The organism is Salipiger sp. D13, from assembly GCF_003703915.1.
GTDB lineage: Bacteria > Pseudomonadota > Alphaproteobacteria > Rhodobacterales > Rhodobacteraceae > Salipiger > Salipiger profundus.
Genome location: NZ_ML112602.1, coordinates 43102 through 56255, shown reverse-complemented (window position 1 = coordinate 56255; position 13154 = coordinate 43102). Strand labels below are relative to the sequence as shown.

Below are 13154 nucleotides of genomic sequence, written 5' to 3'. Positions count from 1 at the left end.
CTTACCCGACGATGCCGTCGAGCTGGCTGGAGAGGGCCTTCATCTCCTGTTCGACGCGGCCATTGACCAGCGCCTTCGAGATGCCGGACTGCAGCGCCAGCGTCACCTTGGCGTATTCCGGCGTCACCGGACGCGCCGTGGCGCCGGTGAAGACCGGGCGCAGCGTTGCCATGAAGGGCTGCTCTTCGTTGATCTGCGCATCGTCGAACAGCGCCGGCCGGCTCGGCCCGAGACCGAAGTTCAGCGCGATGCGCTTCTGCTGCTCGGGGGCCGACATCCACGACATGAACTCCCACGCCGCATCGCGGTCCGAGGTGTTCGCGTTCATGCCCAGCTGGTAGCCGCCAAGGGTCGAGGCGCTGCTGCCCCCTTCGAAATGCGGCAGCGGGCCTGCGCCCACCTTGTCCACGACCTCGGAGACCGACGGATCCTGCGCGATGGGCCAGACGTAGGACCAGTTGCGCAGGAACATCGACTGGCCGTTGGTGAAGACCTGCCGCGACGGCTCTTCGTCCCAGGAGAGCACGTCCGACGGGCTGATCTGCAGCTCGTTGATGGTGTCGTGCAGGAACTGGATCGCCTCGATCGCCTCGGCGTCGCCGATGCGCGAGCTGCGGCCATCCTCGGACAGGATCGCGCCGTTGTTCGAGGCGATGGCCTCGACCGCATCGCAGACCAGAACCTCGGCCTGCTTGCCCTGCCAGACAAAGCCGAATTCCGCGTCGCCCGCCTCTTGCGCGGCCTTGCCCATCTTCGCCATCTCGGCCCAGGTGGTCGGCACCGTGCCGCCGTGCTTCTCCACCAGATCGGTGCGGTGATACATCATGCCGGTGTCCATGAACCACGGCAGGGCGGTCAGCTTGCCGTCCCACTTGCAGGCGGCCAGCGTGCCCTCGAAATACTGCGAGGTCATGGCGTCATCGACGAATTCGTCCAGCGGCAGCGCCCAGCCCGCGGCGGCCATGCCGGCGATCCAGATCACGTCCTGCGAGAACACATCCGGCGTGCCGTTGCCGCGTGCCAGTTGCTGCACGAGCCCCTGGTAGACCTCGGTGGACGAGCTCGGCGGCGGCAGCTCGAGATAGCGCACCATCACCCGGTCCTGGCTCTCGTTGAAGCTGTCGACCAGATCGCCGAAGGTCTCCGAGCCAAAGAACGACGCGCTGGCAAACGAGATCTCGGTGCGGCCCTGCGCCCGCGCCCGGCGCGGCATCCCGAGGGTCGTGGCACCAAGTGCGGCCCCCCCGGTCGCGAGGAACGCACGGCGATCCATCCTGGTGACATGGGCCGGTCCGGTCCTGCGAACGGGCGTGTGTTTGGTCTTGGTCATCTTGTCCTCCCTAGATCCGCGGCCTCCTACCGCCGATTTACTTATGCTTTAAAAAAAATTGTCGCACGTCAAGAAATTTAATTCTACAGTGGAAGGAAATCAGACGCAGTCAGTCACACGGGAGGGTGAATTGGTCCAGTCAGAACACCGCGCTTTGCGCATCGGAGTCGTTGGTTGCGGTAACATATCCGCCATTTACATGCACAACGCCAAGATGTTCCAACGCCTGGAAATGGTCGCCTGCGCCGATCTGCGCGCCGAGGCGGCGGACGCCCGCGCGGCGGAATTCGGCCTTCGCGCCATGGACGTCGACGACATCTTCGACGCCGAGGACATCGACCTGATCCTCAACCTGTCGGTGCCTAATGCGCATCACGAGGTGTCGATGCGCGCGATTCGCGCCGGCAAGCACGTGTTCACCGAGAAGCCGCTCTGCGCCTCGACGACCGAGGCGCGCGAGCTGCTCGACACCGCCGCGGCCGCCGGGCTGGCGGTGGGGTCCGCTCCCGACACCTTCCTTGGCGCCGCCGGGCGCCGCGCGCGGGCGCTGATCGACGGCGGGCAGGTCGGCCAGATCGTCACCGGCACCGCATTCATGCTGGGCCGGGGCATGGAGCACTGGCATCCCTCGCCCGCCTTCTACTACCAGCCCGGCGCGGGACCGGTGCTGGATATGGGGCCCTATTACCTCACCATGCTGGTGCATCTTCTGGGGCCGGTGCGCGCGGTGACCGCCGCCACCTCGTTCGGTTCGAAGCAGCGCACCATCACCGCCGAGGGGCCGCTGCAGGGCACCAGCTTCGACGTGGGCACGCCGACCACGGCGCTGTCGCTGCTCGAGTTCGCCTCGGGCACGATCGTCACCTTCGGCGCGTCATGGGACGTGCATCGCCATTCCAACATGCCGATCGAGCTGCACGGGACTTCCGGGTCGCTCCGGCTGCCCGACCCGGACAATTTCGGCGACATCGTCGCCTTCTCGCCCGCCGGCGGCGCATGGGAGGAGCATCTCTCCGAGGGCACCCCCTTCGGCACCACGAACTACCCGTTCGACAAGCCCGATCGCGCCAACTACCGGGCTCTTGGCCTGGCCGAGATGGCCGAGGCGCTGGACCACGGGCGCACGCCCCGCGCCGGAGGAGAGCTCGCGTTCCACGTGCTGGAGGTGCTCGAGAGCATCCTCTTGTCCGGAGAGCGACAGGCCCGGGTCGAGATCGCCTCGGCCCCGCACCAGCCCGCGGCGCTCGATGTCGAAGCGGCGACGGGGCTGCTGCGATGACTCGCCTGACCCCGGGCGCCGAAGCGGTGCTCGCCGCGCAATCGCCGGGCCGCCCGTTCGAGGACATGACTGCCGCCGAGGCCCGCGCGGCCTTTGACCGGGGCTGGCCCGAGCTGCAGGAGCCCGCGGCGTCGGGGCTGGCCGACGGGCCGCTTCCGCTGTCCCTTGCCGGGCGACCCGCGCTTGCCTGGCGCGGGACGGATGCGCCGGACGCCGGTGCGCCGGTGATCCTCTACCTGCATGGCGGCGGCTGGGTGGTGGGCAGCCCGGCGTCCCATGCCGCGATCTGCCAGAGGCTGGCAGCCGCGACGGGCGCGGTCGTGGTCTGCCCCGACTACAGGCTGGCCCCCGAGCACCCTTTCCCCGCCGCCATCGAGGATGCGCTGGCCTGCCTCGACGCCCTGCCCGGCGTCGCCGACGAGCTGGGTGTCGATCCCGGCAGGGTCCTGGTTGCCGGGGACAGCGCGGGCGGCAACCTCGCGGCGGTGGCGGCGCTTGCCTCCGTTCGCGACCCAGCCCTGCCACGCGTGTCGGCGCAGCTGCTGTTCTATCCCAATACCGATGCCACCCAGGGCGCCGACAGCTACACACGGTTCGCCGAAGGCTTCGGGCTGAGCGCGGCCACCATGCGCTGGTTCCGCGATCAGTATGTCAGCCACGATCGGCTGGAGGACTGGCGGGTCTCGCCGCTGCTGGCAGAGCGCGCCATGCTGGCCGAAGCGCCGGCGGCCTTCATCGCCCTTGCCGAGGCGGACATCCTGCATGACGAAGGCGCCGCCTATGCGGATGCGCTCGGCGCCGCCGGCGCGAAGGTCACCTGCCGCACATGGCACGGCGAGCTGCACGGGTTTCTCAGCCACTGCCGCCACAGCCCTGCCGCGTTCGACGCCATCGCCGAGGCCGCCGACTGGCTCCGCCGCCTAGGCTGAGGCGCGCAGGACAAGCTTGGCGGGCACCAGGACCTGCTGCGCGTCGTCGTCGTCGGTGCCCGAGATCATCGCCAGCAACCGGGCGCAGGCGCGGCGGGCCATCTCGTCGTAGTCCTGCGCCATGGTGGTGAGCGACGGCGCGCTGTAGCGGCTGAGCGGGTGATCATCGTGCCCCGCGACACGCAGATCGTCACCGTCGCCGTGCCCGATCTTCAGCCCTGCCTCATGCGCCGCCGCGATGACGCCGAAGGCGAGGCGATCGTTGGCACAGAGAAGCGTCTGCCCCGGAAGCCCCTCGGCAAGCATGGCCTGCATCCGGTCATAGCCCACTTTCTCCAGATCCCACGGATCGGGTCCGGAGCCTTCGATCACCAGCGGAGCATGGCCATTGGCCTGCATCGCGGCCTCGTAGGAGGCCGAACGCTGGCCCGAGCTGCGGTTTACCGGCGGCGTGTTGATGTAGACCGGCGGCGTGCCCGAACGGCAAAGGTAATCGACGATCATCCGGATGCTCTGCCGGTTGTCATTGCCCACCAGCGGCACGTTCTCGTCGATACCGTTGTCGAGAAACACGCAAGGGGTCTGCCCTGTGAACCGCGCCAGCGCGGTGGCATCGCTGTCGTAGCCCAGGGGGGCGATCAGCGCGCCGCCCACCCGCAACGACTGCAGCGTCGCCAGCCCCTCGCGTTCAAGCTCGGGCCGGCCATGGGGCGAAATCATCAGCGGCCAGTAACCTTCCTCGCGCAGGATCAGCTCGAGCCGGGTGACGAGCTGGGCATAGAACGGGTCGGTGATGGCCGGCACAACGATGCCGATCGACCGGGTCTGTTTCCGATTGAGATTACGGGCGTAGAGGTTCGGCTGGAAGCCGGTTTCCTCAAGCTTGGCCTCGATCAGCCGACGGGTGGACTTCTTGACGCTTCCGGGGTCTTCGAAGAACTTCGAGAGGGTCGGTCGGGACACCCCGCAGGCGGTCGAGAACTCCTCCATCGTGCGGGGAACCGCTTTCTCCATGACGTCCGTGCTTTCGTGATCGGTGCCGTCGCCCGGCGAGAGCTTTCCGGCAAACTTTGCATTACGTTTCTTTCGTAAATATTTTTCTTACCGCATGAAAGAAAATTCATGCAGTGCCGACCGATTTCGCGGGCGCTTCCCGGCCCATGAGCGAGTCTCGTCACCTTCGACATCTTCCTCTCACGGGTCTCTCACGGAACGTGAAAGTAAAGCGCCGCCGGTCCGGGCGACAGAGCGCCGGCAGATCCGAAGACCTTCAAATGCAGGGAATCCTTCGAAATTTGAGCGTTCGGCATCACCACTTCAGAGAAATGACAAAAATATTGCATGGATGATTGAATCGCGTCATACATGACCGAATGACATCGATGCCGGACCTGATCCAGCATCCCGCCGCTCGGACCTGGGGAGGATACGTGAGCGATCTTTCACGCCATAAGGCCATCGTCGCCCTGCTCGATGAGCAGGCCTTCGTTTCGGTCAACGACCTCGTGTCGATCACCGGGGTGTCGCCTGCCACCGTGCGCCGCGACATCGACAAGCTGGCCGAGGCCGGGCTGGGCCAGAAGGTTCATGGCGGCATCGCCGCATCTGCGACCCCGGGTCAGCGCCGCGCCGTCAACCTGCCCTTCTTCCAGAACCGCGACATCGCCGTGGCGCAGAAACGCGCCATTGCCGACAAGGCCTCCGAGATGGTGCGTGATGGCTCGTCGATCATCGTGCACGCCGGGTCGACCTGCTTCCATCTCGGCAGCCGGATCGCCAACCGGAACCTGAGGGTCTTCACCAACTCGATTCCGCTGGCGGGCTATCTGGCCGAGCACGGCACCTGCCAGCTGACCGTCGGGGCGGGCGATCTGCACCGCGAGCCGGGGATCCTCTACGATCCCGCCCGCAGCAGCTATGACTTCTTCGCCGACCAGTTCTTCGTCGGCGCGCTGGGGATTTCGGCGGCGGGACTTCTGGAAAGCCATCCGCTGCTGGTGCGCCTGTGCAACGACATGTCGCGGCAGGCGAACGAGACCATCGTGATGGTCGACAGCCGCAAGTTCGCGGAACGCCCGCCCACCGTCGCCCTGCCGCTGTCGCGCGTCCACCGCCTGATCACCGACGACGGGCTGTCGGAGACCGATGCACGGATGCTCGAGGACGAAGGCGTCGACGTGGTGATCGCCCGGACCGGAGCCCAGACCGGCGCCGCCCGCGCAACGGAAGGAGGCCCGCAGTGACCACGCCCCTGCTCGACATGCGCGACATCTCCAAGACCTTCGGGCCGGTCAAGGCGCTGTCCAAGGTCTCGCTCCGCGCCGAAGCCGGACAGGTCCATGCCCTGATGGGCGAGAATGGCGCCGGCAAGTCGACCCTCATGAAGATCCTGTCGGGTGCCTATACCCCCGATCCGGGCGGCGAAATCCTGATCGACGGCGCGCCCCTGCAGACGGGCAACCCCAAGCTGTCCAAGGCCGCGGGCATCGCGGTGATCTACCAGGAGCTGTCGCTGTCACCCAACCTGACCGTGGCCGAGAACATCTTTCTCGGCAACGAACGGTCGCGCCGGGGCATCGTCGACCGCGCCGCGATGCACCGCGAGACCGCACCGATCCTCGAACGGCTCGGAGTGAGCTTCACCCCCGGCACGCGGGTGTCGAGCCTGTCGCTGGGCGAACGCCAGCTGGTCGAGATTGCCCGCGCCCTGTCGAGCCGCGCACGGATCATCGTCATGGACGAGCCGACCACGTCGCTGTCGATGCGCGAGACCGACAAGCTCTTCGACGTGATCGCGGGCCTGAAGGCCGAAGGCATCGCCATCATCTACATCAGCCACCGCATGGACGAGATCTATCGCCTGTCGGACTGGTGTTCGGTGCTGCGCGACGGCAGCTATGTCGGCACGCTCGACAAGGAAAACCTGAACGCCGAGGCGCTGGTCAAGATGATGGTCGGCCGCGACGTGTCGAGCTTCTACAAGAAAGCCCATTCCGCCGAGGCCGGTTCCGGCGAGGTGGTCATGCGGGTCGAGGGCATGAGCGACGGGCGCCTTGTCAGGGACTGCTCGTTCGAGGTCCGCCGGGGCGAGGTTCTGGGCATCGCCGGGCTGGTCGGATCGGGCCGGACCGAGCTTGCGCGGCTCATCTACGGCGCCGATTCCGCCACCGCGGGCAAGGTGACGATGCACGGGCAGGAGGTCACGCCCAATGCTCCGCGCGCGGCGCTGGATGCCGGGATCGTCTACCTGACCGAGGACCGCAAGGCGCTTGGCCTGTTTCTCGACATGACCATCGACGACAACATCAACATGTGCGTCATGGAGCGCGATTCCGGGCCGATGGGCCTGCGGCGCTTTGCCGAGGCCGCCAAACGGTCGGCCAAGGCGTTCAAGTCGCTGGCCATCAAGGCGCCTTCGCCGCGCATCACCGTGGGCAGCCTGTCGGGCGGCAACCAGCAGAAGGTGCTGCTGGCCCGCCTGCTCGAGGCGCAGCCCGAGGTCANTGCTGGCCCGCCTGCTCGAGGCGCAGCCCGAGGTCATCATCCTCGACGAGCCGACCCGCGGCGTCGACGTGGGGGCCAAGTCCGAGATCTATCGGCTCATCGACGGCCTCGCACAGGAGGGGCTCGCGGTCGTGATGATCTCGAGCGAGCTGCCCGAGGTCCTCGGTGTGTCTGACCGGGTCATGGTCATGCGCGAGGGCACCATCGCGGGCACGCTGACCCCCACCCCCGAAGCGCCCGTCACCCAGGAAGCGATCATGCAGCTGTCGACCGGCAGCCAAGCCAGAACAGAGGCCGCCTGAGGCAGGGCGGTCCGGAAACCCCAGCGACCAACGGCCGCCGCCCGAGACCGGCGGCCTCGGTGGCAGCCCAACAGTGGCGGCCCGGCCGCCGCCGTGCGCGAGAGGCGTCGTGCGGCAAGGAGGAGACAAGACATGAGCGACACAACCGGAACGTCCGCCCCGAGCGGCGCACAACAGATCCGCAGCCTCATCACCGCGCTCGGCATGTTGCCGGTGCTGATCCTGCTGGCGGTGGGCTTCCACCTGATGACCGGCAAGTTCCTGAGCGTGAGCAACCTGTCGATCGTCATGCAGCAGGCGTCGATCAACATCGTTCTGGCGGCGGGAATGACCTTTGTCATCCTGACCGGCGGGATCGACCTGTCGGTCGGCTCGACCCTCGCGGCGGCGGCAATGGGCGCGGTCATCACGTCGCTGGTGCCGGGGCTGGGCTGGCTGGGCATTCTTGCCGGCCTCGGGATCGGGCTGATCTTCGGCCTCGCCAACGGGGCCCTCATCGCCTTTCTCGCCCTGCCGCCCTTCATCGTCACCCTCGGGTCACTGACCGCGGTGCGCGGCGTGGCGCGACTGATGGGCGACGACACCACCGTCTTCAATGCCAACCTGCCCTTCGCGGTGCTGGGCAACGGGTCGGTCTTCGGCATCCCCATCCTCGCCATCATCGCGCTGCTCGTGATCGTCCTGTCGTGGTTCATCCTGCGCCGCACCGTGCTCGGCACATGGATCTACGCGGTGGGCGGCAACCAGGAGGCGGCGCGGCTGACCGGCATCAAGGTCTCGCTGGTGCTGCTCTTCGTCTACGGCATGTCCGGGCTTCTGTCGGGCCTGGGCGGCGTCATGTCCGCCGCCCGGCTCTACGCGGCGAATGGGCTGCAGCTGGGGCAGGCCTACGAGCTCGACGCCATCGCGGCGGTCATCCTCGGCGGCACCAGCTTCGTCGGCGGCGTCGGATCGATCTGGGGCACGCTGATCGGGGCACTGATCATCGCCGTGCTCTCCAACGGGCTGATCCTGACCGGCGTGTCGGACATCTGGCAATTCATCATCAAGGGCCTCGTCATCATCGCGGCCGTGGCGCTCGACCGCTACCGGCTGAAGGGCAACGCCCGCACCTGAACCACCAAGACCGAACGCATCATAGTTTCAAGGAGGAGAACTCATGCGCATCACTGGAAAACTCACCGGGCTGACCACTCTGGCCCTGTCCACGGCCCTGACCCTCAGCCTGGGCGCAACGGCGGCCACGGCGCAGGAGAAGGAGCTGGAAAGCATCGGCATCTCCGTCGGCCTGCTGGGCAACCCGTTCTTCGTCGCCACCATCGAAGGCATCGAGGACAGCGCCCGCGAGATCAACCCCGACGTGAAGATCACGTCCGTTTCGGCGGATTACGATCTCAACAAGCAGGTCAGCCAGATCGACAACTTCATCGCCGCCGGCGTCGACATCATCATGCTCAACGCCGTCGATGACGAGGCCATCGCCCCCGCCGTCATGCGCGCCAAGCAGGCGGGCATCGTGGTCGCCGCCTTCGACGTGTCGGCCCCCGGCGCCGACGTCACCGTGATGACCGACAACATCGCCGCCGGTCGCAAGGCCTGCGAATACATCGTCGAAGAGCTGAACGGCGAAGGCAACGTCGCCATCATCAAGGGGCCGTCGTCCTCGTCGCTCAACGACCGCTTCGACGGCTGCTCCGAGGTCTTCGCGGGCGCGGATGGCATCACCGTGCTGTCCGACGACCAGAACGGCCAGGGGTCGCGCGATGGCGGCCTGCAGGTCATGCAGGGCCTGCTCACCCGCTTCGACGACATCGACGCGGTGTTCGGCGCCAACGATCCGATGGCGCTCGGCGCGCAGCTCGCGGCGAAGCAACTGGGCCGTGACGGCATCATCATCACCGGCGTCGACGGCGCGCCCGACACCGAGGAAAGCCTTGCCACCGAAGGGTCGATGATCAAGGCCTCGGCCTCGCAGGACCCCTACACGATGGCCGGCCAGGCGCTGGATCTGGGCTACAAGCTGTTCAACGGCGAGACCCTCGACGAGACCACCGTGCTGATCGAGCCCAAGCTGATCACCGCCGAGAACCTCGACGAATACCAGGGCTGGACCGCAAAGCGCTGACCCTCCTTCCGCGCGGCGTGGCCCATGGGCCTGCGCCGCGCGACGACTTCCCGACACCGATCCCGAAAGACAGCCATGCCCCTCGATGCCTTCAAAGCCCAAGTCCTCGAAGCCAACCTTGCCACCGTCCGCCACGGGCTCGTGACGGCCACCTTCGGCAATGCCAGCGGCATCGACCGGACGTCCGGGCTGATCGCCATCAAGGCCAGCGGCGTCCCCTATGACGAGATGACCGCCGATCACATGGTGCTGTGCGATCTCGAGGGCCGGCCGCATGACAACCGGCTGAACCCGTCCTCGGATCTCGAGACCCATCTCGTCCTCTACCGGGCCTTTCCCGGGATCGGCGCGGTGATCCACACCCATTCGACCTTTGCCACCATCATGGCCCAGGTTCGCCGTCCGATCATTCCGCTGGGCACCACCCATGCCGACTATTTCCACGGCGAAATCCCCGTGACCCGCGACCTTGAGCCCGAAGAGATCCGCGACCGCTACGTGCAGGCCACCGGCGAGGTCATCGTCGAGGCGTTCAGGGGCCGCGATCCGCTCGAGGTGCCGGCCGTCCTGGTCGCCGGTCACGGACCCTTCGTCTGGGGCAGAACGCCGGGCGAGGCGGTGCTGAACGCCGTCATTCTCGAGGAAGTGGCGAAGATGGCATGGCACGCGCAGGCGCTCGTGCCCGCGACCGAGCCGATCTCGCAGACGCTGCTCGACCACCACTACAAGCGCAAGCACGGGGCCGAGGCCACCTACGGCCAGAAGTAAGGACATCGCAATGACCTATGTCGCAGGCGCCGATTTCGGCACGCTCAGCGTGCGCGTCACCATCATGGAGACCGAAAGCGGCAAGGCCGTCGCCTCGGTCGCCGCAGGCTATCCGCTGCACCGTGATCCCGCCGATCCGCTGATCGCGCGGCAATCCCACGCCGACCACATGGAGGCCCTGACCCGGGCCATGCGCGGCGCCATCTCCGAGGCGGGCATCGACGGCCACGCCATCGCGGCCTTTGCCGCCGACACCACCGGGTCGAGCGTCATCGTCGTCGACGACCGGCTCGAGCCGTTGTGCGACTATTACCTCTGGGCCGACCATTCGGCGCATCACGAGGCGGACGAGATCACCACCCTTGCGCGGGCGGAAGGGCTCGAGGCGCTGGACTGGTGCGGCGGCACCTATTCGCACGAATGGGGCTACGCCAAGCTGCTGCATTTCCTGCGTCACAATCCCGACAAGCGCGACCGCGTCGGCACCGCGCTGGAGCATTGCGACATGCTGGCCGCCACCCTCTCGGGGGTGCGCGATCCGGGCCTCGTGCGCCGGTCGGTCTGCGCCATGGGCCACAAGTGGATGTGGAGCCCGAAATGGGGCGGCTACCCGTCCCAGGCCTTCCTGAGCCGCGTCGATCCGCTGCTTGACGGAATCAATGCGAAGCTCGACAGCCCCGTCGGGGCGGCGCCCGAGGTGGCCGGTCATCTCTGCCCAGAGTGGGCCGAGCGGCTCGGGCTGAAGCCCGGCATCCCGATCCCCTTCGGCGCCTTCGATGCCCATTGGGATGCGCTTGGCAGCGGCGGGCGGTCCGGCGACGTGGTCAACGTGGTCGGCACCTCGACCTGTTTCATCGCCATCGCCCCGGCCGACATCCACCCGGTGCCCGGTATCTGCGGCGCCGTGCCCGGCTCGGTCACCCCGGACACCACGGGCATCGAGGCGGGCCAGTCCGCCACCGGCGATCTCTTCGAGGCCATCGCCCGGCGCGCGGGCAGCGACGTGGCAACGCTCATGCAGGGGCTCGACAGCTACCGCCCCGGCCAGACCGGCCTGCTGCGCCTGACTTGGGACAACGGCGACCGCACGGTCCTCGTGCGCCCCGATCTCGGCGGCATGACGCTGGGCTGGGACCTGGGCCACACCGCCCCGGACGAGCTGCACGCCGCGATCGAGGGCATGGCCATGCACACCCGCATCATCCACGAGCGCATCGCCGAAACCGGCATGAGCATCGCCCATGTCATCAACGGCGGCGGCATCCCGCAGAAGAACGACGTGCTCAATCAGGTCTATGCCGATGTGCTGGGCACCCCGGTGCTGGTGCCGGAAAGCTCGCCCACCGGGGTCGGATCCTGCATCATGGCCTCTGTCGCCGCCGGGATCTTCGACGATATCGCAAGCGCCCAGGAGCGGCTTGCGCCGCCGGCGCGCCGCTTTGACCCCGATCCCGCGCGCCACGCGGTCTATGATGACCTCTTTGAGCTGTTCCGCAGCGTCTACATGGGGTTCGGTGCGGGCGAGCCGTTCGACGCGGGTGCGGTGCTGCCAAGACTGCGCGGGTTCCGGCTGGGTCAGGCCTAAGACAGGCTTGAGACGGGCCGCAACCGGTCACAAGGGCGCGGCAAAGGCGGCTTCGTGCAGCAGCCGCGCCGCGCCGACCGAGGGCGCTTCCGCGCCCAATGTCGCGAGCCGCACCCGGGGCACCGGTGTGCCCGGCATGAGATGCGCCCCGAGGGCCGAAAGGCAGGCGGCGCGGCGCTGCCCGAAGAGCATCGCCACCGCGCCGCCAACCACGATCTCGGAAGGGTTGAACAGCGTCGCGAGAACCGCGAGCCCGCGCCCGAAATCCGCGCACCACGTCTCGAGAACCTTTCGCGCCGCCGGATCCTCCTCGGCCAGCAGGGTCGAGAGCGCCTCGAGGGTGTCGGCCTTCCCGCCGCACCGCGCCAGATGCGTCAGCACCGCGCTCCGCGCCACGTGGTTCTCGAAGGCCTCCGGCAGACCCGCCAGCGTTCCGTGCCCCGGCCGTCCGAAGGGCATGTGCCCGATCTCGCCCGCGAAACCGCCCGCGCCTTCGACCATGCGGCCCCCTGCAAAGATGCAGCCGCCCACCCCTTCGTCGATCAGGATGTAGAGCGCCTCGTCCGGCGGCGCGGGGTCGCCCGCATGCCGTTCCGCCACGGCAAAGGCATTGGCATCATTGACCAGCCGCACCACCGTCACCTCCGGCAGCCGGGCCTGAAGCGCATCGCGCAGTGGCACCTTCCCCCATCCGAGCGGTGGCGCCCTTGATACGCATCCCTCGGCATCGACGACACCCGGCACCGCAACGCTGAGCCCGGCAACCGCGCCGGGGCGGGGCAGTGTCGCGCGGTAGTCCGTCACCATCCGGGCCAGTTGGTCCGCCACCGCATCCGGCCCCCGTCCGCCGGCAAGGGGGCGCGCATCGCCATGGCGCAGGGCGCCGGTGTAATCCACGGCGCAGAGCCGGATCAGCTGGGCACCGATATCGGCCCCGAGAAACAGCGCGTGATCGGGGTCCAGAGCCACCCGGATCCCCGGCCGCCCGGTGCGCTGCCCACCATCCTCCGCCGGAGCGGACAATTCCTTTACGCGCCCGTCTGCCACGAGATTGGCGACGATGCTGCTGGCGGTGGAGCGGGTGACATCCAGCGCCCGGGCAAGCCCGGCGCGGCTCATGGCGCCGTCGTTGAGCAGCGCCTGCAGGGCGCGACGCTCATTCATCAGGCGGACGGCAAGGGGCATGGACATGGCAACGGCCTCCGGGGCGGAAATTCGCGTATTGACCGCTTCTAGCAACTATGTTTGTTTTGCAACCAAACAAAGTAATGCCGGCGGAAGAGGAGCCACGGCATCCGGAGGAGACCACCCTTGCCACGCCAGCGCCTTCAG

10 protein-coding genes and 1 pseudogene are annotated in these 13154 nt (G+C 67.7%); 8 read left to right on the top strand and 3 right to left on the bottom strand.

The window, feature by feature from the left end:
• Position 1: 1 nt before the first annotated feature.
• Positions 2–1330: an ABC transporter substrate-binding protein gene (locus D6860_RS15700; protein ID WP_076625930.1), complete on the bottom strand. Its 1329-nt coding sequence runs from the start codon at positions 1328–1330 to the stop codon at positions 2–4.
• A gap of 88 nt (positions 1331–1418) precedes the next feature.
• Between D6860_RS15700 and D6860_RS15695 the strand changes: the two genes are divergently transcribed.
• Together D6860_RS15695 and D6860_RS15690 are read left to right on the top strand one after the other, a co-directional pair.
• The gene (locus D6860_RS15695) at positions 1419–2609 is read left to right on the top strand and encodes a Gfo/Idh/MocA family protein (RefSeq protein ID WP_256359821.1); all 1191 of its coding nucleotides are present in this window, start codon (positions 1419–1421) and stop codon (positions 2607–2609) included.
• Positions 2606–3538 (top strand): alpha/beta hydrolase, encoded by a 933-nt coding sequence (locus D6860_RS15690; RefSeq protein WP_076625932.1) that lies wholly within the window; start codon positions 2606–2608, stop codon positions 3536–3538. The genes D6860_RS15695 and D6860_RS15690 overlap by 4 nt, the downstream gene beginning before the upstream one ends.
• Here D6860_RS15690 and D6860_RS15685 read toward each other — a convergent pair.
• Positions 3530–4552, bottom strand: coding sequence for a LacI family DNA-binding transcriptional regulator (locus D6860_RS15685; RefSeq protein WP_076625933.1), 1023 nt, complete (start codon positions 4550–4552; stop codon positions 3530–3532). The two genes, D6860_RS15690 and D6860_RS15685, sit on opposite strands and share 9 nt — an antisense overlap.
• A 416-nt stretch (positions 4553–4968) precedes the next feature.
• Between D6860_RS15685 and D6860_RS15680 the strand changes: the two genes are divergently transcribed.
• The 6 genes and pseudogenes from D6860_RS15680 to D6860_RS15655 all read left to right on the top strand — a co-directional run bounded on the left by D6860_RS15680 (position 4969) and on the right by D6860_RS15655 (position 11822).
• A complete protein-coding gene (locus D6860_RS15680; RefSeq protein WP_076626003.1) occupies positions 4969–5781 on the top strand; it encodes a DeoR/GlpR family DNA-binding transcription regulator in 813 nt (270 codons plus the stop codon).
• Positions 5782–5798: 17 nt separating this feature from the next.
• Positions 5799–7041, top strand: a pseudogene (locus tag D6860_RS26015) (sugar ABC transporter ATP-binding protein); the annotation flags it as partial.
• A gap of 435 nt (positions 7042–7476) precedes the next feature.
• Positions 7477–8460, top strand: a complete 984-nt coding sequence (locus D6860_RS15670) for an ABC transporter permease subunit (protein ID WP_076625934.1) — start codon at positions 7477–7479, stop codon at positions 8458–8460.
• Positions 8461–8503: 43 nt separating this feature from the next.
• The gene (locus tag D6860_RS15665) at positions 8504–9469 is read left to right on the top strand and encodes an ABC transporter substrate-binding protein (RefSeq protein WP_076625935.1); all 966 of its coding nucleotides are present in this window, start codon (positions 8504–8506) and stop codon (positions 9467–9469) included.
• Between the two features lie 75 nt (positions 9470–9544).
• Positions 9545–10237, top strand: coding sequence for an L-ribulose-5-phosphate 4-epimerase AraD (gene araD / locus D6860_RS15660; protein WP_076625936.1), 693 nt, complete (start codon positions 9545–9547; stop codon positions 10235–10237).
• Positions 10238–10247: 10 nt separating this feature from the next.
• On the top strand, positions 10248–11822 hold the full coding sequence (locus D6860_RS15655; RefSeq protein ID WP_076625937.1) for a ribulokinase: 1575 nt from the start codon (positions 10248–10250) through the stop codon (positions 11820–11822).
• 27 nt (positions 11823–11849) lie between these two features.
• On the opposite strand, the gene D6860_RS15650 is transcribed toward D6860_RS15655, so the two are convergent.
• Positions 11850–13013, bottom strand: coding sequence for an ROK family transcriptional regulator (locus D6860_RS15650; RefSeq protein ID WP_076625938.1), 1164 nt, complete (start codon positions 13011–13013; stop codon positions 11850–11852).
• Positions 13014–13154: the final 141 nt, after the last annotated feature.